This window comes from Sporosarcina sp. SAFN-015 (assembly GCF_051966875.1).
Classification (GTDB): domain Bacteria; phylum Bacillota; class Bacilli; order Bacillales_A; family Planococcaceae; genus Sporosarcina.
This window is the reverse complement of the sequence record NZ_JBQCKP010000001.1, coordinates 423953-448132: the sequence shown is the minus strand read 5'-3', so window position 1 is coordinate 448132 and position 24180 is coordinate 423953. Positions and strand designations below refer to the sequence as shown.

Annotated in this window: 26 protein-coding genes; 20 read left to right on the top strand and 6 right to left on the bottom strand. The window is 46.4% G+C overall.

Annotated features, from left to right (window positions below; translation table 11 throughout):
• Positions 1 to 15 precede the first annotated feature (15 nt).
• From ACTHPA_RS02035 to ACTHPA_RS02015, 5 genes are all read right to left on the bottom strand, one after another.
• On the bottom strand, positions 16 to 699 hold the full coding sequence (locus ACTHPA_RS02035) for an MOSC domain-containing protein (RefSeq protein ID WP_440498389.1): 684 nt from the start codon (positions 697 to 699) through the stop codon (positions 16 to 18).
• A 27-nt stretch (positions 700 to 726) separates the two neighbouring features.
• On the bottom strand, positions 727 to 1854 hold the full coding sequence (locus ACTHPA_RS02030) for a M50 family metallopeptidase (protein ID WP_440498388.1): 1128 nt from the start codon (positions 1852 to 1854) through the stop codon (positions 727 to 729).
• Between the two features lie 98 nt (positions 1855 to 1952).
• A complete protein-coding gene (locus ACTHPA_RS02025) occupies positions 1953 to 2660 on the bottom strand; it encodes an ABC transporter permease (RefSeq protein WP_440498387.1) in 708 nt (235 codons plus the stop codon).
• A complete protein-coding gene (locus tag ACTHPA_RS02020) occupies positions 2657 to 3505 on the bottom strand; it encodes an ATP-binding cassette domain-containing protein (protein WP_440498386.1) in 849 nt (282 codons plus the stop codon). Before ACTHPA_RS02020 ends, ACTHPA_RS02025 begins: the two co-directional genes overlap by 4 nt.
• 246 nt (positions 3506 to 3751) lie before the next feature.
• Positions 3752 to 4768, bottom strand: a complete 1017-nt coding sequence (locus ACTHPA_RS02015; RefSeq protein ID WP_440498385.1) for a LytTR family transcriptional regulator DNA-binding domain-containing protein — start codon at positions 4766 to 4768, stop codon at positions 3752 to 3754.
• Positions 4769 to 5017: 249 nt separating this feature from the next.
• Here ACTHPA_RS02015 and ric point away from each other — a divergent pair, with 249 nt between their 5' ends.
• The 12 genes from ric (at position 5018) to ACTHPA_RS01955 (ending at position 18323) form a co-directional block, all read left to right on the top strand.
• Positions 5018 to 5716: an iron-sulfur cluster repair di-iron protein gene (gene ric, locus ACTHPA_RS02010; RefSeq protein WP_440498384.1), complete on the top strand. Its 699-nt coding sequence runs from the start codon at positions 5018 to 5020 to the stop codon at positions 5714 to 5716.
• 187 nt (positions 5717 to 5903) lie between these two features.
• Positions 5904 to 9575 (top strand): nitrate reductase subunit alpha, encoded by a 3672-nt coding sequence (locus ACTHPA_RS02005; protein ID WP_440498585.1) that lies wholly within the window; start codon positions 5904 to 5906, stop codon positions 9573 to 9575.
• The gene (gene narH / locus ACTHPA_RS02000; protein ID WP_440498383.1) at positions 9565 to 11163 is read left to right on the top strand and encodes a nitrate reductase subunit beta; all 1599 of its coding nucleotides are present in this window, start codon (positions 9565 to 9567) and stop codon (positions 11161 to 11163) included. Before ACTHPA_RS02005 ends, narH begins: the two co-directional genes overlap by 11 nt.
• Complete coding sequence (narJ, locus tag ACTHPA_RS01995) at positions 11156 to 11725, top strand: nitrate reductase molybdenum cofactor assembly chaperone (RefSeq protein WP_440498382.1); 570 nt, start codon at positions 11156 to 11158, stop codon at positions 11723 to 11725. The genes narH and narJ overlap by 8 nt, the downstream gene beginning before the upstream one ends.
• Positions 11718 to 12410, top strand: coding sequence for a respiratory nitrate reductase subunit gamma (gene narI, locus ACTHPA_RS01990; RefSeq protein WP_440498381.1), 693 nt, complete (start codon positions 11718 to 11720; stop codon positions 12408 to 12410). Before narJ ends, narI begins: the two co-directional genes overlap by 8 nt.
• Before the next feature lie 26 nt (positions 12411 to 12436).
• A complete protein-coding gene (locus ACTHPA_RS01985; RefSeq protein WP_440498380.1) occupies positions 12437 to 12913 on the top strand; it encodes a GAF domain-containing protein in 477 nt (158 codons plus the stop codon).
• Entirely contained in the window at positions 12897 to 13964 is a 1068-nt protein-coding gene (locus ACTHPA_RS01980) for a sensor histidine kinase (RefSeq protein ID WP_440498379.1), read from the top strand. Before ACTHPA_RS01985 ends, ACTHPA_RS01980 begins: the two co-directional genes overlap by 17 nt.
• Positions 13961 to 14608 carry a response regulator gene (locus ACTHPA_RS01975; RefSeq protein ID WP_440498378.1) on the top strand — a complete coding sequence of 216 codons (648 nt, stop codon included), beginning with the start codon at positions 13961 to 13963 and terminating at the stop codon, positions 14606 to 14608. The genes ACTHPA_RS01980 and ACTHPA_RS01975 overlap by 4 nt, the downstream gene beginning before the upstream one ends.
• Positions 14609 to 14623: 15 nt before the next feature.
• On the top strand, positions 14624 to 15151 hold the full coding sequence (locus ACTHPA_RS01970) for a hemerythrin domain-containing protein (RefSeq protein ID WP_440498377.1): 528 nt from the start codon (positions 14624 to 14626) through the stop codon (positions 15149 to 15151).
• A gap of 65 nt (positions 15152 to 15216) precedes the next feature.
• Positions 15217 to 16707 carry a nitrate/nitrite transporter gene (locus ACTHPA_RS01965; RefSeq protein WP_440498376.1) on the top strand — a complete coding sequence of 497 codons (1491 nt, stop codon included), beginning with the start codon at positions 15217 to 15219 and terminating at the stop codon, positions 16705 to 16707.
• A gap of 68 nt (positions 16708 to 16775) precedes the next feature.
• A complete protein-coding gene (locus ACTHPA_RS01960) occupies positions 16776 to 17795 on the top strand; it encodes a ThiF family adenylyltransferase (protein ID WP_440498375.1) in 1020 nt (339 codons plus the stop codon).
• 15 nt (positions 17796 to 17810) lie between these two features.
• A complete protein-coding gene (locus ACTHPA_RS01955; protein ID WP_440498374.1) occupies positions 17811 to 18323 on the top strand; it encodes a MogA/MoaB family molybdenum cofactor biosynthesis protein in 513 nt (170 codons plus the stop codon).
• 11 nt (positions 18324 to 18334) lie between these two features.
• On the opposite strand, the gene moaC is transcribed toward ACTHPA_RS01955, so the two are convergent.
• Entirely contained in the window at positions 18335 to 18832 is a 498-nt protein-coding gene (gene moaC, locus ACTHPA_RS01950; RefSeq protein WP_440498373.1) for a cyclic pyranopterin monophosphate synthase MoaC, read from the bottom strand.
• Between the two features lie 61 nt (positions 18833 to 18893).
• Between moaC and ACTHPA_RS01945 the strand changes: the two genes are divergently transcribed.
• From ACTHPA_RS01945 to ACTHPA_RS01910, 8 genes are all read left to right on the top strand, one after another.
• Entirely contained in the window at positions 18894 to 20150 is a 1257-nt protein-coding gene (locus ACTHPA_RS01945; RefSeq protein WP_440498372.1) for a molybdopterin molybdotransferase MoeA, read from the top strand.
• Complete coding sequence (gene mobB, locus ACTHPA_RS01940) at positions 20138 to 20659, top strand: molybdopterin-guanine dinucleotide biosynthesis protein B (protein WP_440498371.1); 522 nt, start codon at positions 20138 to 20140, stop codon at positions 20657 to 20659. The genes ACTHPA_RS01945 and mobB overlap by 13 nt, the downstream gene beginning before the upstream one ends.
• A complete protein-coding gene (locus tag ACTHPA_RS01935) occupies positions 20646 to 21092 on the top strand; it encodes a molybdenum cofactor biosynthesis protein MoaE (RefSeq protein ID WP_440498370.1) in 447 nt (148 codons plus the stop codon). The genes mobB and ACTHPA_RS01935 overlap by 14 nt, the downstream gene beginning before the upstream one ends.
• A complete protein-coding gene (moaD, locus tag ACTHPA_RS01930) occupies positions 21089 to 21322 on the top strand; it encodes a molybdopterin converting factor subunit 1 (RefSeq protein ID WP_440498369.1) in 234 nt (77 codons plus the stop codon). The genes ACTHPA_RS01935 and moaD overlap by 4 nt, the downstream gene beginning before the upstream one ends.
• Entirely contained in the window at positions 21322 to 21894 is a 573-nt protein-coding gene (gene mobA, locus ACTHPA_RS01925) for a molybdenum cofactor guanylyltransferase (RefSeq protein ID WP_440498368.1), read from the top strand. The genes moaD and mobA overlap by 1 nt, the downstream gene beginning before the upstream one ends.
• A gap of 5 nt (positions 21895 to 21899) precedes the next feature.
• Entirely contained in the window at positions 21900 to 22910 is a 1011-nt protein-coding gene (moaA, locus tag ACTHPA_RS01920) for a GTP 3',8-cyclase MoaA (RefSeq protein ID WP_440498367.1), read from the top strand.
• A gap of 85 nt (positions 22911 to 22995) precedes the next feature.
• Complete coding sequence (locus tag ACTHPA_RS01915) at positions 22996 to 23130, top strand: hypothetical protein (protein WP_440498366.1); 135 nt, start codon at positions 22996 to 22998, stop codon at positions 23128 to 23130.
• 25 nt (positions 23131 to 23155) lie between these two features.
• Positions 23156 to 24118 (top strand): 2-hydroxyacid dehydrogenase, encoded by a 963-nt coding sequence (locus tag ACTHPA_RS01910; protein ID WP_440498365.1) that lies wholly within the window; start codon positions 23156 to 23158, stop codon positions 24116 to 24118.
• Positions 24119 to 24180: the final 62 nt, after the last annotated feature.

The following is a 24180-nucleotide window of genomic DNA, read 5'->3' as shown; positions in this document are numbered from 1 at the left end:
ATGCGTTCTTATTGATTACTCATTTCCTTTCAACGTTGCGCTTGTAGCAGTTGCATTCTTATCGAGCCTTTTTTGAAATGTTTTTCTCCAGCCTTCCGATAATTCATCGACTTCCAGCAAAGTCCGCATCCCATCCAAATCGTTTTTATCATGATGCATAAGTCGATTCGCCTCCGTCACGGTTATGGCCAGATCCGGACGCGAAATATGTACTAACTCGTCGGAGGGGGAGACGATACCTTCCTTCAATACACGGAAATAAAAGCCGGTATAGCCTAAGTCTTGTATGAGCAAAGGCATGTCTTTCCGTCCGTGGATCAGCGATAGCTTGAAGCAGGGCTCGCGTGGCTGGCTCACTTGGACGACCGCTTCGCCCATTTGGAATGAATCCCCGATGCATAACTCATCCTCCGTCAATCCACGAAGTGTCAAGTTTTCGCCGAATGCGCTAGCATCCAACGGCTTTCCTAACTCCTTCTCCCAATGCGGATAATGCTCAGAAGGATAGGCGCATACGGCTTTGTCTCGACCGCCATGATTAACAAGATCGGCCTGTCCATCCCCTTCAAAATTTACTAAGGATAAATAAACGGGTTCCGCAACCGGTTTTTTATTAATCCCCGTCGTTACTTCCTTTCTCCCGAACTGCAAGTCACGCGGTTTGCCGACATTCAATGATTGAATTTGGATTTTATGCATGATCCATTCACCCCTGTATTTTCTTTCTTATAAGTATATATCATTTGGATGATGAGCGGACGGGGAGAGATGATCATTATTTCTTTTCATCTTATCAATCATTACTTGCAGTAATTCCCGCTCCATCTCTCCACGCAAATAAAGAGGATGCCATTTGCCGAGTGCTGCCTTGGCATTTTCTAGATGCTCGATAGCACTTGCAACATCTCCTTCTATGTAAGAAAGCAAAGCATGCCGTTTCAATTCCATAACGGTCTCTGTTTTGCCGATTTTACTTAGTTCTAACTCGATTTCCGGATACTCCTTCAATTTTTCAGTAAAGAAAAGGGCTGTCGCGAATGTGATATCTGCGCAATCCGCATAATAATCATGTGAAGCCGATTCCCGCGTAAATGCTGATGTCCGTCCGATATCGAGCACTTTTTCTGCGTCTTCCGGCAAATAGTAATAACCTATTGTAGTAAGGAAGCTTTTCGCAGTCGAATCCTCGGAATGTAGTAACCTTTCCAATTGTACGATCAGATCCACATTCCACTTTTTTGTGTCTGTCGTCTTCATGTCTTCCGTTAATGCAGAATAACCTGCCATGATGACGGAATCTTCTAAGGGGACAGTCCTAAGCCTTTGGATGACCAAACCATCCGTCATTGCACTTTTGGACATTGCAGGCTGCAAGTTTGTGATGCCGAGAAGGATATTTATCAAACCGAATAGGATGAAAAACGGTTGATGCGATATAGTGAAAGCGATTCCTATCGATAGGACGCCTACTACGCCATTGATCAACGGTCCGCCATATATATAGCGGATCAGCTTATCTCGCATCACTTTCTTCTCTAAATGTTCAGGGAATCCCATCATTGCCCTTCCAAGATAGCCGAGAACGGATTGGACAACATGGAAATGAAGCTTTCCCTCATGCCGTTCGATGACGAAGGGACCGACGCTTACATTGAGCATCCGCATCCCTTGAAAACGGCCAGCGAGGAAGTGTCCCGCTTCATGAAGTAAAATACATAAAGGAAAGCTGATTATGATACTTGCCACAATGATAAGTAAGGTGCGCATCGACATTGGCTCCGGAAATAAGATGAAATAAAGGACTCCGGATAGGCCGATGAACCCACCTAAAACAAAAGAACGAATTTCTTTCAAAACAAACACCTCAAATTAGTTAGAAGAGTGCCTTATAGATGAAAACGGCAAGTATGCCGATACCGACAGCGAGTAAAAATCTAAGCGCTTGTTTCATATTAATCTACCATCCTTTTTCGATACATGATAACCGTCAAAATGACAGCGGCAATGACCCATCCTAAAATGATAGCTAATTCACCGATTACACCCGCAAAACTGGCTCCTGCCTCCACTTTTGTCGCCAATTCGATTAATTGCAGGTTCGGCAAGTAATTAGCCACTTGTAAAATTGGATATTTCTCTGCGGCAATCGTAAGAAACGATCCGAGTGAAAAGACGATAATGACAGGCATTACGATAACGGACGCTTCCATAACAGACTTCGAATAAAGGCCGAGCAATGTTCCTATCGCGATATAGAAGAGTGATGATAAAATAATCGCCACAGCTATTACAGCAATGTTGATAGGTTTATATTCCGCCAAGAACATAGTGAAAAAGACGACAACCATCGTCATAATAAATGTCAGCAAGCTTTTCCCGCCAAGAATCTCAGTCGTACTTGCAGGCGAAAGCATCAGTCCGCGCAATGTGTTCTTCTCCTTTTCTTCAGCGATCAAACAACATTGAACAAATGTCGCCACCATTCCAAACGCCATATTAATAAGCAAAAAATGAGTTTCGATTGATTCAACGCCCATACGGCCATAAAATGCTCCTAAAATAATTGGGAAAAAGATAACTGAAGATACAGCCAAGTTCCTTGAAAAATCTTTAAAGTCTTTTTGCAAAATCGCGTTTACACGTTTCCATGAAATCATCATGCCAATTTCCTCCCTGTCACTTGCACAAAAATATCCCCTAAAGTCGGTTCGTTTGAATGGATTGTTACGATTTGATCCTTATTCATATACTCGAATAGCTGTTTAGCACCTTCGGAACCTGCAGGTAAAATCACTTTTTCTTCGTTCGTCAATTCCACTGTAATCGTCGAATCCGAGTAGCTCTTCTTTAATTTGTCTGGCGTATCCAAAAGTTGGATTTTACCTTTATTTAGGAAAGCGACTCTGTCACATAATGTTTCCGCCTCGTGCATATCGTGCGTCGTCAAAAATATCGTTGTTCCTTTTTCGTTAAGCGCCCGTAATCCCTCATGGATATGAAGTGAATTTGTCGGATCCAGGGCAGAGGTCGGCTCATCGAGGAACAGCAATTCGGGTTCGTGGATCAAAGCCCGTGCAAGTGTCACACGCTGCGTCATTCCTTTTGATAAGGAAGAAACTTTTTTCGATTTCTCTTCTTTCAAATTAACGGTATCGAGCACTTCATCGATTTTTGAGTAGGCTACATCATATAAATCGCAATAGAGTTTCAAATTATCGTAGATTGATAGCCTTCCATATAAGCTGCTATTATCTGTAAGTACTCCGAAACGCTTACGGTACTCCGATTTCTTTAGCTGAGACACAGATTCCCCAAAAACGTTTGCGGTCCCGCTAGTAGGTGTTAATTGCCCGGTTAAAATTTTAATCGTTGTCGTTTTTCCTGAACCGCTTGGTCCGAGAAAGCCGAAAATTTCACCCTTTTTAACGTGGAAGTCGACACTTTCAATTGCTGTTTGATTCGCAAAGACTTTTGCTAAGCTGCTCACCTCAATAATGTTTTCCATTTCCATCCTCCTGTCGGTTTCGTACATTTCGTATTTGCACCTTCAGAATAAGTGAAATCGGAATGTAGCACATTATATTTCGGACGAAAAGAGTGAAATAAAGGGTGAGTAGAGCAAATTCCACCGTGAGTGAACCGTATTTAAATGTGGATTTTCCGCTCCGTGTCATGAACGGAGTATTTCCCGAGCTGAAACGTCGGATACTGTCAAAATATTTCCGGGGAAATAATACAATTTTCTACAAATTTATATGCCAAGCATCTCTTTTAACTCCACCATCTTTGTTTTTGACAATGGTATTGTCGATTTTTCGGCATCATCCAAAACAAGGCTATAGCTGTTCCTCGTCCAAGTGATGACTTCTCGCACTTTCTGCAAATTTACAATGTACGAACGGTGGCAACGGAAGAAACCGAATGGGAGTAGTCGTGATTCTAATTCATTCAACGTAGAAACAGAAGGGAAGGCTTCTCCTTTAATATGCAAAAAGGATTGTCCTTCATTGCTTTCAATATAATCGATCTCAGGTGGGTCAAATAAAACAATCTTTTCATTAACCTTCGTTGGTATCTTTTCTAATCGGACAGGTACGATCGATTCGGCCGCGGTTGGTGAATCTTCTATTTCTTTATCTTCATCCGTTGCAGTATGTACTGGATGCAGTCCGTTTTCATCCAAACGGAAGATTTCGTCGGCAGCTGTTACAGCGCTTTCCATATTTCCCGTCAAAATGAATGCGCTGCGACCGTCTAGTTTGAGTTTTTGAAGAACAGAAATGAAAATCCGTTTTGATTCCAAATCAATATTTTGATCAGGTTCCTCGAAAATGCAAATAGTTGGGTTTTGCATTAGTAAAAGGGCAAGTTGAACTCGTTTTCGTTCCGAAAAGGACAAGTTCTTTATTTTTACACGGCGTTTTGAATCCAATTGAGCAGTCTGAATAGCGTCCTCGATGGATTGATTTGATGTATAAAGCTGTTTTGTGAAACGTACCATTTCCTCCACTGATAAACGTTCATATAGTCCGTCATGAAGAAAGTAAAAACCGATTTTTGTTTTGTTTTCTGAAATGCCGCTGTCCCCAATACGTATTTCGCCGTTCGATAGCTTGGATTTTTCAAGCAATAGCTCAATCAGCTGCTCGCGCACATTGACGCTCGAATAGACGGCAACGACTTTTCCTAAGTCGATTGATAAATCAAATGAAGGGAAAACGACAGAATCATGAATTCTCTTTTCCGCGTTAATAAATTGAAGTGACACCTAAAATCCCCCGTTTTAAAAGTCTATTTATTAAAAGTAGTATACCAGTTATTTCTATTGTGAATGAACCCTCTAACCTTTTTGAACAATTTATGACACCTGTAAAACTGTGATATACATCACATCTTAGGCTCGAAGAGTCATCTATGATGGAGTAGACGGAAGGGAAATAGGCAATTCCCTAATATCGCTTCCGCAGTCCATTCATTAACATGTAAATCGAAAAGAAAATTCGGGGAGGAATTCATTATGTCTTCACTTACCATCGATACTCGCGTCTCGGATATTGTCACGGCATTGCCTCAAAGCGCAGACTTGTTCAGAAGTCTTCGCATCGACTATTGTTGCGGCGGAAAGATTCCATTGAAGGATGCGGCAGAGCAGCGGAACTTGAATCCTTTAGAAGTTTTAAACAGCATCCATTCAATAGAAGAGAAACGGGAAAACCGTCTGAGCATGGAAGCTTCTTCATTTGGGGAAAAGACATTGATCGCCTATATTCAGGAGAAATATCATGAAAGCTTGCGTGAGGAGCTGCCGATGCTTGCGCCTTATATTACGAAGGTAGCCCGGGTGCATGGTGAAAATCATCCGCATTTACTGCGAGTGCAAGAGATTTTCAAAGCGTTGCGCGAAGAGTTGCTGAACCACACGTTTGATGAAGATCAAAATGTTTTCCCTCTTATTCTAGAGTTTTTAAATAATCCGACTGCCGAAGTGAAAGAGCAATTGAAGACTCACGTATCTGAGCTGGAAGCGGAGCATGACAATGCGGGGCGCCTGCTTTATGAACTAAGGGAAATTACTGACAACTTTACGCCTCCAGAAGGGGCTTGCGGAACATATCGACTCGTTTATGCAAGGCTTGAGCAGCTTGAAAAAGATACATTTGAACATGTGCATCTTGAGAATAACGTTTTGTTTGAGCGAGTTGCGAAAGCGTTGTAATTAAAAAAGCTGCCAAAACGGCGGCTTTTTTTTTAAATTAGTGGATTACCTGGACGGATATAGGGAAAACCCTAATGGAACTATTCCGATTAATCTATAACATTAAGGGTATAAGGTAAAGGTAGGTATGTCGATTTCCCCTATCTGCACGTCATTCTGATTAAAGGAGTGAAAATATTCAATGTCCATGAACAAGTTTAGTATGAAGTATTTCAAACCGGTTGAACGTTATTCTGGAAACTGGTCTGTACTCGAAGAGAAAAGCAGGGATTGGGAGAATATGTATCGCCAAAGGTGGTCCCATGACAAAGTTGTCCGCACGACGCATGGCGTTAACTGTACCGGTTCCTGCAGCTGGAAAGTGTTTGTGAAGAACGGAATTATTACGTGGGAGAACCAGCAGATCGATTATCCTTCATGTGGTCCCGACATGCCTGAATTCGAGCCGAGGGGTTGTCCGCGGGGAGCATCCTTCTCATGGTACGAGTACAGTCCGTTGCGGGTGAAATATCCATACATACGGGGGAAGTTGTGGCGTATGTGGAGCCGGGCGCTTTCAGAACATAAAGATCCGATCAAGGCGTGGGCAAGTATCGTGGAAGACCCTGCGAAGACTGCTGAATATAAGAAAGCGCGCGGCAAGGGCGGACATGTGAGAATCCATTGGCGCGATGCGAAAATCTTGATAGCCGCTCAATTGATTTACACTATCCAGAAATATGGACCTGACCGTATTGCGGGCTTTACGCCGATTCCTGCGATGTCAATGGTCAGCTATGCGTCGGGCGCGCGTTTCCTATCGCTGTTAGGCGGGGAAATGTTGAGCTTCTACGATTGGTATGCGGATCTTCCGCCATCTTCACCGCAAATTTGGGGCGAGCAGACAGACGTTCCGGAATCTAGCGACTGGTTCAACGCCGGCTATATTATCATGTGGGGCTCGAACGTTCCGTTGACGAGGACGCCGGATGCGCACTTCATGACAGAAGTCCGTTATAAAGGGACGAAAACCGTATCCGTCGCACCGGATTATGCGGAAAGCGTCGTCCATGCAGATGACTGGATCGCGCCGAACCCTGGCTCTGATGCAGCGGTTGCTCAAGCGATGACCCATGTCATTTTGGATGAATTTTATGAACAGCGGAAAGAACCGATGTTCCTCGATTATGCGAAGCAATATACGGATATGCCATTCCTCATTACGCTTGATGAGCATAACAATGCTTACAAAGCAGGGCGCTTCGTACGTGCGAGCGATTTAGGACAGGAGAGCGAACACGCCGAATGGAAGCCGGTCATCATTGATGGTGCGAAAAATGAAATCATCGTTCCAAACGGGACAATGGGGCAACGCTGGGAAAAAGATGCAAAATGGAACCTGATCCTTGAAAACGAAGATGGAACGAAAGTGGATCCGGTGTTATCTGTACTTGACCAAGGCGCTGAATGGAGAGAAATCCAATTCCCTTACTTCGATAATGCGGGGAATGGAGTCTTCACACGTGCAATTCCTGCGAAGAAAGTAAAATTTGCGGATGGCACGGAGCGACTTGTTGCAACTGTATATGACGTCATGATGAGCCAATATGGAATTAGAAGATCGGGCAGCAAATGGGATGCAAAAGGCTACGATGATACAGACTCACTTTATACGCCTGCCTGGCAGCAAAAAGTGACGAACGTCAAACCGGAGCTCGTCATCCAGATCGCTCGTGAATTTGCACAGAACGCCTTGGATACAGGCGGACGTTCAATGATCATCATGGGAGCAGGCATCAATCACTGGTTCAATAGCGACACGATCTATCGAGCCATACTTAATCTAGTTACCCTTACTGCGTCACAAGGAAACAACGGAGGCGGATGGGCGCATTATGTCGGACAGGAAAAATGCCGTCCGATCGAAGGATGGAGCACAATCGCTTTTGCTAGAGACTGGCAAGCTCCTCCACGTTTGCAAAACGCAACGTCATTCTTCTATTTTGCGACAGACCAATGGAAATACGAAGAAGGCGGCACAAGTGCATTGGCATCTCCGCTAGGTAAGAAATCGCGTTATGAACATCCAGCGGATTACAATGTGCTTGCCGCAAGACTTGGATGGTTGCCATCCTATCCTCAATTCAACAGGAACAGCTTGCAGTTGACTGAGGAAGCACGACAGGCGGGCAACACGACGACCGAAGAAATCGCAAAATATATGGTCGATCAATTGAAAACCGGTAAACTCAATTTTGCTATCGAAGATCCGGATGCACCGGAAAACTTCCCAAGATCACTTTTCGTTTGGCGTTCGAACCTCGTTTCGAGCTCCGCGAAAGGGCAGGAATACTTCATGAAGCATCTATTCGGGGCTTCCTCAGGGTTGATTGCACAGCCGAATGAAGATATGAAGCCGGAAGAAATCGTTTGGCGCGATGAAGTGGAAGGGAAGCTGGACCTTCTCGTAGCACTCGATTTCAGGATGACAGCAACACCATTATACGCCGATATCGTATTGCCAGCGGCGACTTGGTACGAAAAAGTGGATTTATCCTCAACCGATATGCATCCATTCGTCCATCCTTTCAATCCTGCTGTCGATCCGCTATGGGAATCGCGTTCAGACTGGGATATTTTCCGTTCACTTGCCGAATCGTTTGCTGAAATGGCGAAAACACATTTGCCTGGTGTCTACAAAGACTTAGTGACAACGCCGCTCGGACATGATTCTATGCAAGAAATCGCTCAACCTTACGGGGAAGTGAAGGATTGGAAAAAAGGAGAGGTCGAGCCGATTCCAGGCAAGACGATGCCGGGCATGACAATTGTCGAACGTGATTATACGAAGGTGTATGACAAGTACATCACGCTCGGTCCAATGCTTGCTACTGGAAAAGTGGGCGCTCACGGCGTCTCATTCTCGGTTGCGGAAGAGTATGAATTAATGAAAGGCATTAATGGCGTGTACACAGACGGAACGATCAAGGACGGCTTGCCAAAATTGTATACGGCGAAAAATGCAGCGGAAGCGATGCTCACCCTTTCATCCGCAACGAACGGACGCGTTTCACAACGTGCTTTCGAAGCGGCAGAACAGGATACAGGCGTAGAGCTGAAGGATATTTCAGCAGACCGGGCAGCGGAACGGTTCACATTTGCCAATATTACAGCCCAGCCGAGAGAAGTCATCCCGACACCTGTCTTCAGCGGCTCGAATAAAATGGGCAGACGCTATTCGCCATTCACGACGAACATTGAAAGGCTCGTGCCGTTCAGGACGTTGACGGGAAGACAGCATTTCTATCTTGACCATGAATTGTTCATGGATTTCGGAGAATCATTGCCGGTTTACAAGCCGACATTGCCGCCGATGGTATTAGGTCCGCGGGATAAACCGATTGTTGGCGGACAGGATGCACTCGTCCTCAGATATTTGACGCCGCACGGCAAGTGGAACATCCACTCGACGTACCAAGATAATCAGCATATGTTGACGTTGTTCCGTGGAGGTCCGACCGTCTGGATTTCTGATCTCGACGCAAAGGAGCATGGCATCGACGACAATGCATGGCTTGAAGTGTACAACCGGAACGGTGTCGTGACAGCGAGGGCCGTTGTCAGTCACAGAATACCTAAAGGCACGATGTTCATGTATCATGCGCAAGATAAGCATATCCAAGTTCCAGGCTCTGAAATTACGGAGGAGCGGGGCGGAAGCCATAATGCACCGACTCGTATCCATATGAAACCAACACAAATGGTCGGCGGTTATGCTCAGCTGAGTTACGGATTCAATTATTACGGACCGATCGGAAACCAGCGTGATGAATACGTGGCGGTCCGCAAGATGAAGGAGGTCAACTGGCTTGAAAATTAAAGCACAAGTAGCAATGGTCATGAATCTGGACAAATGCATCGGCTGCCATACGTGCAGCGTGACATGCAAAACGGCATGGACGAATCGGGAAGGCGCCGAATATATGTGGTTCAACAACGTGGAGACAAAGCCGGGCATCGGTTATCCAAAACGTTGGGAGGATCAGGAAATTTACAAAGGCGGCTGGAATCTACGAAATGGAAAGCTTGAATTGAAATCAGGTTCGAAGCTTTCGAAAATCGCATTAGGGAAAATCTTCTACAATCCGGATATGCCGGAAATCAAAGAGTTTTACGAGCCGTGGACATACGACTATGAAAAGTTGACGATGGCTCCTGAAAGCGAACATACGCCAGTTGCACGTGCGAAATCAGTCATTTCCGGAGACTATATGGACTTGGAGTGGGGGCCGAACTGGGAAGACCAGTTGGCTGGCGGCCATATTACCGGTCCAAAAGATCCGAACATCGAAAAAATTGAAGAAGAAGTCAAATTCAATTTCGAGCAAGCATTCATGATGTATTTGCCTCGTCTTTGTGAACACTGCCTCAACCCGAGCTGTGTCGCTTCCTGTCCTGCTGGAGCGATCTACAAGCGGGAAGAGGACGGCATTGTGCTCGTCGACCAGGAAGCATGCCGCGGATGGCGTTATTGCATGACGGGCTGCCCTTACAAAAAAGTATATTTCAACTGGAAAACGAACAAAGCGGAGAAATGTACATTCTGCTTCCCGCGCATCGAATCCGGTTTGCCGACAGTCTGCTCGGAGACGTGTACAGGAAGGATTCGCTATTTGGGCGTTCTGCTCTATGACGCTGACCGTGTGCTTGAAGCGGCATCAACTCCAGATCCGCAAGACTTGTACAAGGCGCAATGCGATTTATTCCTCGATCCAAATGATCCTGAAGTGATCGAGCAGGCACGGAAAGATGGCATTTCAGAGGACTGGATCAATGCAGCGAAAAATTCACCGGTCTATAAACTGGCGATCGAATACAAACTTGCATTCCCGCTTCATCCGGAATACCGCACATTGCCGATGGTTTGGTATGTGCCGCCACTAAGCCCGATCATGAACTACTTTGAAGGAAAAGATTCAATTAAAAATCCTGATATGATTTTCCCTGCAATCGAAGAGATGAGAATTCCGATTCAATACTTGGCAAATATGCTAACGGCAGGTGATACGGAAACCGTGAAAGAAGGACTTCAGCGAATGGCGATGATGCGCTCCTATATGCGTGCAGTTTCGTCCGGCAAGGAATTTGACGAATCCAGACTTGACCGTGTCGGCTTGACGGCCCAACAGACGAAGCAAATGTATCGATTGCTCGCAATTGCGAAATACGAAGATCGCTTCGTTATCCCGACTTCCCATAAGGAAGGAACGATGAACGTCTATCGTTCACAAGGATCTGCTGGTTATAACGAACAGATGGGCACATATGGCGAAAGCATTACACAAAACCAATTCAGCTACTCGATGGTGGGCGGTACCGATTGTGACGGATGCGGACCTGTCTCCCCAGGAAAAACAGGCAAGGAGATTTACGAAGAAAACTTCTATGGAGGGATCTGGCGTGATTAATCTAGACCGCTTATACGAAGAAAAAAGCGTCTTTGGCTTTTTCGCCAGCCAGTTGTCCTACCCGGAAAAAATCACATATCATCCGTCGGTATTGGAAGAGTCGATCGACTCTTCCGATCCCTCCTATCCCGAAGTAAAGCGTTATTGGGATTTAATGCATGAACATAGTCTAGAAGAAATTCAAGAGATGTATATTAATACGTTTGATTTTCAAAAAGATTGTACGCTTTTTATGACCTATGTGAAATATGAAGACTCGAAGGAACGCGGGCAAATGCTAGCCCGGTTGAAAGTGCTTTACGAAATGTTCGGGCTTGTCATGCCGGATAATGAATTATCGGATTTACTTCCGCTCATGTGTGAATTCATCTATGCAGCGGAATGGAGAGGGGATCCTCGTGCCCAACAAAGTTTTTCCATGCTGTTGGCTGTGTTGGAGGACGGATCCTATCATTTGATGAAGGCTCTTGAAAAGTATGAGAGCCCATACTTCCACCTCATCAAAGGGATGAGGGAGGTATTCAAGTCTTGTATCCAACAGGAGGTTCCTGCCAATGAGTAACCAATTTTTGTGGGTGATTTTCCCTTATATTTGCATGGCAGTATTCGTCGTAGGCCATATTTTCAGGTATCGGCACGACAAGTTTGGATGGACCGCAAAGTCGAGTGAATTTATCGAGAAGAAACAACTGATGATCGGCAGCTTGCTTTTCCATATCGGTATTATTCCCGTTATTCTCGGGCATGTTGCGGGTCTTGGCATACCGAAAGAGTGGACGCGTGCGCTTGGCGTCAGTGACCATATGTATCATATGGGAGCAATTTGGGGCGGGGGATTTTTCGGCGTCGTCACACTTGCCGGAATGCTGATCCTAACAGCACGGCGTATTACCCACCGGAATGTACGGAAGCTCTCCTCGGCTTCTGACATCATCGTCAACTGCCTACTTCTATTCATCGTATTTATCGGTTGTTATGCTTCTTTAGTGACGAATAACTTGAACCCAGGATTCGATTATCGTGATTCCATTTCGGTTTGGTTCCGATCCTTGCTGATCTTCAGGCCTGAAGCAGGGTATATGGCTCCCGTTCCATTGACATTCAAGCTGCATATTTTGACGGGTTTCCTCATTTTCGCGATGTGGCCGTTCACAAGACTTGTCCACGTATGGAGCGTGCCATTGAATTATGTCGGCAGGAGCTATATTCTGTATAGAAGATCGCCTGTAAAAACAGGCAAAAGATAAACGGTTTTCCATAGGGAGCAATGGTGATGAAAGAACGGTCGGGATTTAATTACGAGCAAGAGATTGAGCGTTTAAAAGAATTATTCGGATTCGATTTCGTTGGCATAGCGCTCGTCCAATCGCCGGAACGTCGATTTGAATTGAGATGGGTGTATGTGACGGGAAATCGCAGCGAGCGCTATCGGCGCATTACATTGCAATCGGGTAAAGGGATAGCAGGAATTGTCTTTAAGACGGGCAAGCCGATGTATGTCAAAGATGCAGATGAAGAATGGAGTGCAGGCGACCTATTCAATTATCCGATTGTTTCTATTGAAGGGCTCAAAAGTTTAGGAGCGATCCCCCTCTATCAAGACAATCGTGTGAAAGGCGTCATGCTTGTCGGATACCGTTCTGGCGGGCAGCTGACCGAAGAACAGTTCGGGCAGTTCCGGCAAGAGATCGGGACGGAATTCGGCCCATTTTACAATAAGGAGATGGTGAAGGATGAGTCGAAACAGTAATATGCATTTGTCGGATTTATTAATGAAACTCTACGGCAATTCCGATGAAGCCATCTTCTTCTTCGATCGGCAAGGGAAGACGCTAGCGATGAATTCCGCTGCGGAAGAAATCATCGATAAAGATGTTTATGACCAAATGATGGCGGGCAGCACGAAAGCCATCTGCACAGTATGCAAAGGCTTTACAAGCTCAGATGAACCACGGACTTGCGTCTCTTGCTATATGTCTAATCCGGATGAGGATATTAGCTCCTTCCAAGTGTATTTCGAGACAAAAGGCAGGGGACTCATCCCTTATACCGGAAGCATCCAGACAATTGATGAAGAAACGGGAACCCGGGTCTTCATGCTGAGAGATTTGACGCAGCAAATTAAGACACAAGAAGAACTGAATCAGAAACTGATGATGAAACGAGTGATCAAAGCTCAAGAGGACGAGCGGAAGCGGCTTTCCCGGGAGCTTCATGACAGCGTAGCACAGGAAATGCTTAGCTCGTTAGTCGATTTACGTGTCTTGAAATATATGAATATCGAAGAGGATGTTTTGAAGAAAGTGCAGCAAACAGAAGGTTCGCTCATGCGGTTATTGGATGACATTCGCCACCTATCCGTCGAGCTGCGTCCTGCCACTCTGGATGATTTAGGGCTGGAGGCGGCTTTCCGTACTCATTTCAAATGGGTGGAAAAAAATTACGGACTCGTCATCCATTTTAATCCGGAGCTCGAATCAAAACGGTATGAAGGCGAAATCGAGACGGTCGTCTACCGGATCTGCCAGGAAGCTGTATTCAATGCGTTAAAATATGCAGATGTCGATGAAATGGTTGTCCGCTTGTACGAAACGGAAGGGTTGCTTCATTTATTGATCATGGATGAAGGAAAAGGATTCGAGCTGAAAAATACGGATCCGAAAGGTACGGGTTTAGGTCTCTATAGCATGAATGAGCGTGCAGAACTTGTTGAAGGGCGCCTTCAAATCCGTTCCGAGATCGGGAAAGGGACGGTCATCCAATTGGAAGTCCCGATTGCTAAAGGAGGGGTTGACGATTGAAGATCATCATTGCAGATGATCATGCGGTCGTCCGCAGCGGGTTCATGCACATTTTGAATTATCAAGACGATATGGAAGTCGTAGCGACCGCCGCTGATGGATTGGAAGCGTATGAACTAGTGGCGAAGCATCGCCCAGACATTTTGCTCATGGATTTGAGCATGCCTCCCGGGGAGAGTGGTTTGATTGCCACAGGGAAAATTAAAGAGGATTTTCCTGAAACGAAAGTCGTCATTCTGACAATGCACGATGACGAAGAATATCTTTTCCATGTATTGAAAAACGGAGCTTCCGGGTATGTATTAAAAAACTCTCCCGACGAAGAACTGCTTTCCGCGTTACGAACTGTATATGACGGGGGGACTTACATCCATCCTTCGATGGCGACCTCTCTCGTGCGTCAATTCGTAACAAAGGATTTCAATGAAGCCGAAACGGATCCTTATAAAATCCTTTCGAGAAGGGAAATCGAAGTCCTTCCGTTAGTCGCGAAAGGCTATGGGAATAAGGAGATTGCAGAAATGCTGTATATCTCCGTCAAGACAGTTGAGGCGCATAAATCGAAGATCATGGAAAAATTGGATTTGAAGAGCAGGCCGGAGCTTGTGGAATATGCATTACGCAAGAAGTTCCTGAACTTCTAACAGGAGGTGCAAAGTTTGACGACAGCGAAACAATTCAAATTTGAACTGCCTGCATTGCGGGTGCTCGAAAACGAACATAATTATTTGTCTTATTTAATGGATGGCTGGCATGCAATCGTCCTTGGTTTCGAGAGGGATATTTACAATGCGGAAGAAGCGAGGGAAGCTTTGCAGACGTTGCGAAAACTTATCATTGAATTTATCGATCCGCTAAAAAATCATACGGAGAAAGAAGAGGAGTTCCTTTTTCCGATGCTATCAAAATATATCGGAGATGAGCAAGGCCCAATCCTGGCGCTAGAAGAGGAACATGAAGAGATCGATGCGTATATCGGCCATTTCCTCCATCATACACGCGGGAATCTTGAAGAATTGTCCTTGCAGGAAATGAAGGACGTCGTCAAGGATGCCGGTGAAGCGTTTGAAGTGATTACGATCCACTTCGTAAAGGAACAGTCGATCGTCTTCCCGATGGTTATCAACACGCTTCGGATTACGGAGCAGGATCAGCTATTCAATGAACTGTACACATCCATCATTTGATTGTCGGTAAGCCTATGAGCCAATGGTTAAAGTAGTTCACTACTTTCAGAAATGGACTGATTTACATGAATAAAAAAATCCAATTACCTTTACAAACAGCTAACTTAGTAGTCGGTTTCATGGTATGGGTATTGATTTCCTCCCTCTTGCCATTCATTACAGAGGATATCTCCATTCCGCCTGAAAGACTGGCAATCGTAACAGCCGTCCCAGTAGTGTTGGGATCCATTTTACGGATTCCTCTAGGATACTATGCAAATATTTTCGGAGCAAGAATCATCTTCATGATCAGCTTCATCCTCCTTCTGTTCCCGGTGTTTTACATAAGTGAAACGTCTTCATTCACCGGGCTCATTATCGGGGGAACTTTCCTCGGAATCGGGGGAGCCGTATTCTCGGTAGGTGTAACATCCTTGCCGAAATATTATCCGAAAGAGAAGCACGGACTCGTCAACGGAATTTACGGGATGGGGAATATCGGTACAGCAGTATCGACGTTTGCCGCTCCCGTCATTGCGACGCAAATCGGATGGTCAATGACCGTTAAACTCTATTTGGTGCTATTGCTCATTTTTGCCGTCTTGAACTTCATTTTCGGCGATAAGCAAGAAACAAAGATTAAAACTCCGATTGTTGAACAGATCAAAGGCGTCTATAAGAATGAAAAGCTATGGTTCTTCTCTTTGTTCTACTTCATCACATTTGGCTCGTTCGTTGCATTTACAGTGTTCCTGCCGAATTTCCTTGTAACGTATTTTGGATTGGAAAAAGTCGATGCAGGTATGCGGACAGCAGGTTTCATTGTCGTGGCGACATTGCTTCGTCCTGTAGGCGGTTGGCTTGCGGATAGATTCCAGCCGTTGTTCCTATTGATGGGCGCTTTCGCAGGACTGACGTTGGCGGCGATCGTCTTGGCATTCTCGCCTGGCATCGGTCTCTATACAGTCGGCAGCATCTTAATTGCGGCTATGGCGGGGATCGGCAACGGTGTCATCTTCAAGCTCGTCCCATTCTATTTCAATAAACAAGCAGGGATTGTGAACGGGATTGTTTCCATGATGGGTGGACTCGGCGGATTTTTCCCTCCACTCTTGCTTGCAACAATCCATTCCATCACAGGTTCCTATTCGATCGGATTCATGGCTTTTTCCCAAGTCGCGCTAGTGAGCCTTGTCCTCGTCATCTGGCTGTATTATATGGATCGGTTGACGCTTGCAAAGGAAGTTTTTGATTCGACAGGACAAGGGATTCTTGTTACGAGTCCGAATGGTACAATATTGTCAGTAAATCCTGCATTTACACAACTTACAGGCTATACTGAAGAAGAGGTGATCGGCAGCAATCCGAATGTCCTCAGTTCCGGAAGGCAATCCAAGCAATTTTACACTACTATGTGGAGCATCATTGGTGAAGAGGGGTCTTGGCAAGGTGAAATTTGGAACAAGCGAAAAGACGGAACGGAATATTTGGAACTGTTGACAATCAATGCCGTTAAAAACGATGCGGGTGAAGTCGAGCGGTATGTCGGTACTTTCAGTGATATTACACCTTCATGATAAAAGGGCCGCCAAAGAAGGCGGCCTGCTTAAATTAGATATAGAGAATGTAAGGGAGTGAAGGGGAAGTGGGAACGAGATATTCACGCCAGACGCTTTTTAAGCCGATTGGCGAAGAAGGGCAAGAACGTTTGAAACATGCACACGTCATAGTCATCGGCTGCGGGGCGCTCGGATCCCCTATTTCCGAGACGCTAGTCAGAGCCGGAGTCGGCAAGCTGACGATAGCTGACCGCGATTATGTGGAAATGTCCAATTTGCAAAGGCAGCAAATGTTCACTGAACAGGACGCGCTAGACGGTGTCCCGAAAGTCGTCGCTGCGAAACGCAGATTAAAAGAGATTCGGCAAGACTGCGAAATACGGACTGTGCTTGATCATGTCGACGGTCCGTTGCTTGAACAGCTTACGGAAGATGCCGATTTGATCATGGATGCAACAGATAACTTTGAAACGAGACTACTTATGAATGATGTAGCCTGGAAGAAGGGAATTCCTTGGATTCATGGCGCGTGTGTCGGCAGTTCGGGAACTGTATTTCCATTCGTCCCGGGACGGTCGGCTTGTTTCCGTTGTCTGCTGCCAGTCCTCCCTTCGGTAAATGAAACTTGCGATACTGCTGGCATTATTGCACCTGCTGTCCAAATTGTAGCCGCTAGGCAGACCGCGGAGGCACTGAAGTGGCTGACGGGCAATAAGAATGCGATGATGACGAAACTGCTGCATTTCGATGTTTGGAATAACACACAAGTGGAAGCAGGCATTTCGCGGATCCGCAACGAACATTGCGAAACTTGCGGAGAATCACCTACATATCCTTCATTGAATCAACCGGAAGGAACGCATTATGCCATCCTATGCGGTAGAGAGACAGTCCAAATCATACCCGACAGCAGCCGGACGTTGTCTGTCGCGGACGGAGTGCAAGTGGCGGAACGACTGGGTTCAACATATCGGACAACGCCATTCTTCGTGGAATTCCATGCGGAAGGGTATCGATGTGTTTTATTCCAAAACGGTCGTTTGCTCATTCACGGGCTTAAAGATATGAAGCAAGGACGGAAGCTATACCATCAATTTTTCGGCTAATAGGGGGTGGATTGGATGTCGAATCTTACGGATAATGAAAAAAAGAAATCGATCGCCATCGCCGTCTTGACGGTGAGCGATACGCGGGATAAAGATACGGATAAAAGCGGGGGGACGATCATCCAGATGGCTGAGGATGCAGGTCACCATATTGAGGATTACCGGATTTGTACGGATGAATCGGTGGAAATCGCTCGAAACGTGGAGGAATGGCTAGGCAATTCCTCAATTGAAGCAATCATTATAACGGGTGGTTCAGGAATCGGCTTCCGCGATGTCACAATTGAGACGGTGACGCCGTATTTCACGAAGACGATCGATGGATTCGGGGAATTGTTCAGGTTCTTGAGCTACACGGAAGACGTGGGGTCAAAGGCGTTGCTGAGCCGAGCGACTGCGGGGTCGATCGACGAACATGTTTTATTCGCATTGCCGGGATCGTCGAAAGCGGTGAAATTGGCGATGGAAAAACTGATCCTTCCGGAGCTTCATCATATCGTGCATGAACTGACGAAGCATCGGAAGTAACCTAAAAGTTCTCATTCCATCGGAGATCGTTCGAAATCGCCGTTTTTTCCGCCGGTCTTTTTCAAAAGCATCGTCTGGCCGATGACCATCTCTTTGCCGGCCGCTTTACACATATCGTAAATCGTGAGGGCTGCTGCAGAAGCGGCGGTCAATGCTTCCATTTCAACGCCGGTCAGGCCTTTCGTCTTCACTTCGGCTTCGATGAGCACTTCGTAATGCGCCTTTGCTTCGTCGATTTGCCATTCAAAGCGGACGTCGACGCCGGTAAGGGCGAGCGGGTGGCACATCGGAATGATGGAAGATGTATTTTTCGCAGCCATAATTGCAGCGACTTGGGCGACGGCGAAGACATCGCCTTTTTTATTCGTCCCTTCCGTAATTTGGGAGTGGATCGTTTCATTCACGATGATGGAAGAAGCGGCGATGGCGGTTCTTGTCGTCACCGACTTATCGGAAACGTCAACCATCTTAGCGCGTCCCTGCTCGTTGAAATGCGTCAATTCGGACATTGGATTCAATCCCTTCAAACATAGTACATTTAGTATAGCAGAAGATAGGAGAGGAAACGTAATGGTGGAAATGAGAAAACCGATCCCCGTGGCAGAAGCTGTCAGGCTCGTAATGGAGCACGCAACACCTGTAGGGACAGAAATGATCGACCTCGAGCACGCATACGGAAGGATACTAGCTGAACCGATAATTGCAAAACACGATGTACCTCCTTTTGACCGATCACCTTATGATGGATTTGCAATTCGGTCGACCGATTCTGAAGGAGCATCTGGCGACAACCGGATTTCATTCAAAGTCATCGGGGAAATCGGCGCCGGTTATGTCGGAGACAAGCCGATCGGTGAAAAGGAAGCATATCGAATTATGACAGGCGCAAAAATTCCAGAAAATGCGGATGCTGTCATCATGCTTGAGCAGACAGTCGAAATGGAAGACGGATTTACGCTGCGGAAACCATTTGAGGCTGGCGAAAACATTTCGTACAAAGGCGAGGATGCGAAGGAAGGGGAGCTGCTAATCGAAGCAGGCTCACTCATCCATCCGGGGACTGTCGCATTGCTAGCAACGTTCGGGTATGCAAAAGTGGAAGTGGCGAAAAAGCCGGTTGCAGGAATATTGTCGACAGGGACAGAATTGTTAGAGGTGACGGATGAACTAGTGCCAGGAAAAATTCGGAATTCAAACGGTCCAATGATCCGCGCACAATTAACACGGATGGGCATCGAATGCCGCTCATATGGCATGATGGCGGACGACTTGGATGCATGTACGGCTGTCGTCGAGAAGGCGATTGCTGAAACCGATCTTCTGATTACGACGGGCGGTGTGTCGGTCGGTGATTATGATTATTTGCCCGCCATTTATGAACGGCTCGGCGCGAAGGTTTTATTCAACAAAGTCGCAATGCGTCCGGGCAGTGTAACGACTGTCGCAGTGCTTGGAAATAAATACTTATTCGGTCTTTCGGGCAATCCATCCGCTTGCTTCACAGGGTTTGAACTGTTTACTAGGCCTGCAATTCTTGGGATGATGGGAGGAGCAGCCCCTTATATGCCGAGAATGACGGCGAAATTGGGCGAGGACTTTACGAAGCCGAATCCATTTACGCGCTTCATCCGTGCGACTTGGAAATTGATGCCGGACGGAGTTGTTGCGGTGCCTGCGGGATTCAATAAATCAAATGCTGTATCGTCGATTGCACGAGGAAATTGCCTGATTGTCTTGCCTAGTGGAACGAGAGGATTTTCCGAAGGCGATGAAGTCGATATCCTGTTAATCGGCAGCGAACAAGGCGTCAGCGAATGGACGCTATGAAGACGTTGCACGTCGTCGGCTATAAAAATAGCGGAAAGACGACGTTGATTGCGAGATGGGTTTGTTTATTGAAAAAGAACGGTTTGTCTGTCGCGGTGCTGAAGCATCATGGGCATGGCGGGAAGCCGGATATGAGTGATTCCACAACCGACACAGCTCAGTTTTTAGCAAACGGAGCGGATGCGACGCTCGTAGCGGGTGGCGGAGCGATTCAATTCAGTTGGAATGAAGAGCCCGATTTTGAAAAACTTAAAGAATTAGCGACGATCGGAAAGCCGGATGTGTTATTAATTGAAGGATATAAAGGCGAGGTTGGAGATAAAGTAGTTTTGCTGCGGGATGAGGAAGATTGGGATACGCTCTGTCATTTGCAAGGGCGGCAGCTCGTGGTCGGGTGTCCGGAAATTTTAACGGATTACCCCCATATTCATTCGCGAGAGCAGATTGAACAGATTGACGAATGGTTTGTGAAGTGGATAGAAAGGGGAGATGGCGATGAAACAATATGAAATCGTAGAAACTCCGATAGAGGTTCAAAAATATATGGATTATGTGCTTCATCCTTCAGCCGGCGCAGTCACAGTTTTCACAGGCAATGTTCGGGAGTGGACGCACGGGGTAAAGACGCTTTACCTGTCGTATGAAGCCTACGTCCCGATGGCTGAAAAGAAAATGGCGGAAATCGGGGCGGAGATGGAAGAGAAATGGCCAGGTGTACGTGTCGCAATCGCACATCGAATCGGAGAACTACAAATATCAGATATTGCTGTCGTCATTGCTGTTTCTTCACCACACAGAAAAGCCGCTTACGAGGCGAATGAATATGCTATCGATCGCATCAAAGAAGTCGTGCCTATATGGAAGAAAGAAATTTGGGAAGACGGGGAAGAATGGATCGGTGCTCAGAAGAAATATCCTGAAAAGGGGGTAGAACAGTTATGATCAAAGTGAACTATTTTGCAAGGCTGCGGGAACTGACGGGAAAAGGTGAAGAGATGCTTAACCGTGATTCGATGACGGTATCTGAGTTGCTTGATTGGGCAGAAACGACTTACCCTGGCTTCGGAGCGGATAATGTCCAAGTGGCAGTGAATGAAGAATATGCATTGAAAGATGATGTCATAGAGTCAGGTGATGTTTGTGCATTCATTCCTCCGGTGAGCGGTGGCTGATGAAGACGGCTGGAATTGTTCTTGCTGGAGGTTTGTCAAGACGATTCGGTTCTCCAAAGGCATTTGCCGAGTGGGAGGGGCGTCCTTTCTATGAGTGGTCTCTGGAGGCTTTGTCTCCGTTTTGCGAAGATTGCATTGTCGTGACGCGCCCTGAATTGGTGGATCGTTTCCCTGAAAGCCTGCTTGTCACGACAGATAGGGAGCCTTTTGTGGGGCAAGGTCCGATTGCAGGAATTTTGTCTGGGATGGAAAGGCTGCCCGCCGAACGCTATCTCGTTCTTCCATGTGATATGCCTTTCATGACAGCTGACGTGATCAGGAGGTTGCTTGACTGTCATAGTTCTGGTGTGACTGCCGTCGTATTGGATGGAAAGCTTCACCCGCTCGTATCGGTGTGGGACGCTGTTGTCCTCCCGGATCTGCGCGAAGCGCTTGAAAATGGGAGGCGACGGGTAATGGATGTTCAAGAGAAACACGGTGTCCGGTGGATTGAAGGTGGATTGTTGACAGAAGACGACGCTAGTAAGGTTTTCATGAATGCGAACACTCCGGATGTCTTGGAAAGGAGTTGACGAGGATGAATCCGATTGTAGATAAATTAGGCCGGCCGATTCGAGATTTGCGAATTTCGGTGACAGACCGTTGTAATTTTAGATGCACATATTGCATGCCAAAAGAGATTTTCGGTGATGATTATATGTTCTTGCCAAAAAATGAGCTGTTATCATTTGAAGAAATGGAGCGATTCGCAAGGTTATTTGCGTCGCTCGGTGTGAAAAAGCTTCGATTAACAGGCGGAGAGCCTTTAATGCGGCGCGACCTTCCCGACTTGATTGGGAAGCTGACGAAGATTGAAGGAATCGAAGACATCGGATTGACGACGAATGGTGTTCTGCTCGGTCAATATGGGCAACCATTGTATGACGCGGGACTCCGTCGGTTGAATATGAGCCTTGACGCGATGGACCCCGAGCTGTTCGGGAAAATGAATGGGCGCGGCATTAAACCTGAGCTTATCTTAAAGAATATCGATCGCGCGAAGGAAATCGGCTTCACGATTAAAATGAATATGGTCGTGCAAAAAGGTGTGAATGAAAGCGAAATCCTTCCGATGGCGGCATATTTCAAGGAACGTGGCATTACATTGCGTTTCATCGAGTTCATGGACGTCGGCAATGACAACGGCTGGAGCTTCGAAAAGGTCGTGACGAAGAAGGAAATTTACGAAATGTTGCGCGTGGAATACGAAATGGAACCTGCCGAAGAGGAGTATTACGGCGAAGTGGCGAAACGGTACCGCTATTTGGACAACGGGGCTGAAGTCGGCTTTATTACATCGGTCTCGGAATCATTCTGCTCAACTTGTACGCGGGCACGGCTTTCATCGGATGGAAAGCTGTACACTTGCTTGTTCGCTTCATCCGGTTTTGATCTTCGGGAATTGATCCGCAGCGGCATGTCAGACGAAGAGTTGCTCGAAGCGATTACCGGCGTTTGGCAAGGCCGCGGCGACCGTTATTCTGACGAACGTACGGAACAGACGGTGAAAAATCGGAAGAAGATCAATATGAGTTATATTGGTGGATAAATGTAGGTGCTTCGCTGACGGCGGAGCACTTTTTGATTGTTTTCAAGTAGGTCTTAGGTCATGAAATGACAATAACTCTAGGGAAATGATCGATAACTGTTGGGAAATGAACGATAAGTCGGCTGAAATGACCGATAAAGATGTGAAAATGACCGATATCCGTCAAGAAATGACCGATAACTTTATGCAAGGCAAAAAAGAACTGACTGAATTATGCTAATATAAGTGAAAAAGGAGGGTTTGCGATGAAACCTACTATATTTATTACAAGAAAGCTGCCCGATGAGCTCGTGGCACCATTAAAAGAAAAGTTCACTGTCCGGATGTGGGATTCGGAAGATGTGGCGGTGCCTGCCGAGGTATTACGAGAAGAGATCGTGCAAGCCGATGCGCTTTGGACGATGCTTTCAGATACGATTGATCGCGATATGCTGGAAAGCGCAACTAACTTAAAAGTAATTTCCAACTTGGCGGTGGGCTTCAATAATATTGATATAAAAGCGGCTGAGGAGAAGGGCATCATCGTGACGAATACGCCTGATGTATTGACGGAAACGACTGCAGACCTTGCATTCGGCTTACTGCTTGCCACAGCGCGCCGCTTCAATTCAGCGGAAAAGGAATTGCGGGAAGGCGGCTGGCTTTCGTGGACGCCGATGGGCTATACCGGTATGGATGTGTACGGGACAACCATCGGCATTATCGGAATGGGGCGGATTGGCGAAGCGGTCGCACGCAGGGCAAAAGGGTTCAATATGCATGTGCTCTATCATAACCGTAGCCGAAAGCATGAAACTGAAGACAAGTTTGGCGTCAAATATGCTGAATTGGACGACCTATTAAAACGGGCCGATCATGTTGTGATTCTCGTGCCTCTTACCGAAGAGACGAAAGGGATGATCGGCGAACGGGAGCTGTCGCTTATGAAGAAAACGGCGACTCTCATCAGCGTCTCACGCGGAGGCATCGTCGATGAAATCGCCCTCTATGACGCGTTGAAAAATAATACGATCTTCGCAGCGGGGCTGGACGTTTTTGAAAAGGAGCCGATTCCTCTCGAGCATCCACTGCTCACCTTAGCGAATGTCACGGCAGTCCCCCATATTGGAAGCGCAAGCGTGCAGACGAGGCGGGCGATGATGGCATTGAACGCACAGGCGATCATTGATGTTTTGGAGGGAAATGAACCGAAGAACCGTGTAAATTGAATACAGTTCTGCAAGGCAGCTCGTTCCTGCCAACCATCCGTTACGTATATGCATTCCCGTCA

Excerpts from the sequence above, each read along its gene's own strand:
- ACTHPA_RS01955 (WP_440498374.1), top strand. The coding sequence starts at position 17,811 with ATGTCGAATCTTACGGATAATGAAAAAAAGAAATCGATCGCCATCGCC.
- moaD (WP_440498369.1), top strand. The coding sequence starts at position 21,089 with ATGATCAAAGTGAACTATTTTGCAAGGCTGCGGGAACTGACGGGAAAA.
- mobB (WP_440498371.1), top strand. The coding sequence starts at position 20,138 with ATGGACGCTATGAAGACGTTGCACGTCGTCGGCTATAAAAATAGCGGA.
- mobA (WP_440498368.1), top strand. The coding sequence starts at position 21,322 with ATGAAGACGGCTGGAATTGTTCTTGCTGGAGGTTTGTCAAGACGATTC.
- ACTHPA_RS01980 (WP_440498379.1), top strand. The coding sequence starts at position 12,897 with ATGAGTCGAAACAGTAATATGCATTTGTCGGATTTATTAATGAAACTC.
- ACTHPA_RS01915 (WP_440498366.1), top strand. The coding sequence starts at position 22,996 with ATGATCGATAACTGTTGGGAAATGAACGATAAGTCGGCTGAAATGACC.
- narI (WP_440498381.1), top strand. The coding sequence starts at position 11,718 with ATGAGTAACCAATTTTTGTGGGTGATTTTCCCTTATATTTGCATGGCA.
- ric (WP_440498384.1), top strand. The coding sequence starts at position 5,018 with ATGTCTTCACTTACCATCGATACTCGCGTCTCGGATATTGTCACGGCA.
- moaC (WP_440498373.1), bottom strand. The coding sequence starts at position 18,832 with ATGTCCGAATTGACGCATTTCAACGAGCAGGGACGCGCTAAGATGGTT.
- ACTHPA_RS02025 (WP_440498387.1), bottom strand. The coding sequence starts at position 2,660 with ATGATGATTTCATGGAAACGTGTAAACGCGATTTTGCAAAAAGACTTT.
- ACTHPA_RS02020 (WP_440498386.1), bottom strand. The coding sequence starts at position 3,505 with ATGGAAAACATTATTGAGGTGAGCAGCTTAGCAAAAGTCTTTGCGAAT.
- ACTHPA_RS01985 (WP_440498380.1), top strand. The coding sequence starts at position 12,437 with ATGAAAGAACGGTCGGGATTTAATTACGAGCAAGAGATTGAGCGTTTA.
- ACTHPA_RS01910 (WP_440498365.1), top strand. The coding sequence starts at position 23,156 with ATGAAACCTACTATATTTATTACAAGAAAGCTGCCCGATGAGCTCGTG.
- ACTHPA_RS02005 (WP_440498585.1), top strand. The coding sequence starts at position 5,904 with ATGAACAAGTTTAGTATGAAGTATTTCAAACCGGTTGAACGTTATTCT.
- moaA (WP_440498367.1), top strand. The coding sequence starts at position 21,900 with ATGAATCCGATTGTAGATAAATTAGGCCGGCCGATTCGAGATTTGCGA.
- ACTHPA_RS01945 (WP_440498372.1), top strand. The coding sequence starts at position 18,894 with ATGGTGGAAATGAGAAAACCGATCCCCGTGGCAGAAGCTGTCAGGCTC.
- ACTHPA_RS01935 (WP_440498370.1), top strand. The coding sequence starts at position 20,646 with ATGAAACAATATGAAATCGTAGAAACTCCGATAGAGGTTCAAAAATAT.
- ACTHPA_RS01965 (WP_440498376.1), top strand. The coding sequence starts at position 15,217 with ATGAATAAAAAAATCCAATTACCTTTACAAACAGCTAACTTAGTAGTC.
- ACTHPA_RS02035 (WP_440498389.1), bottom strand. The coding sequence starts at position 699 with ATGCATAAAATCCAAATTCAATCATTGAATGTCGGCAAACCGCGTGAC.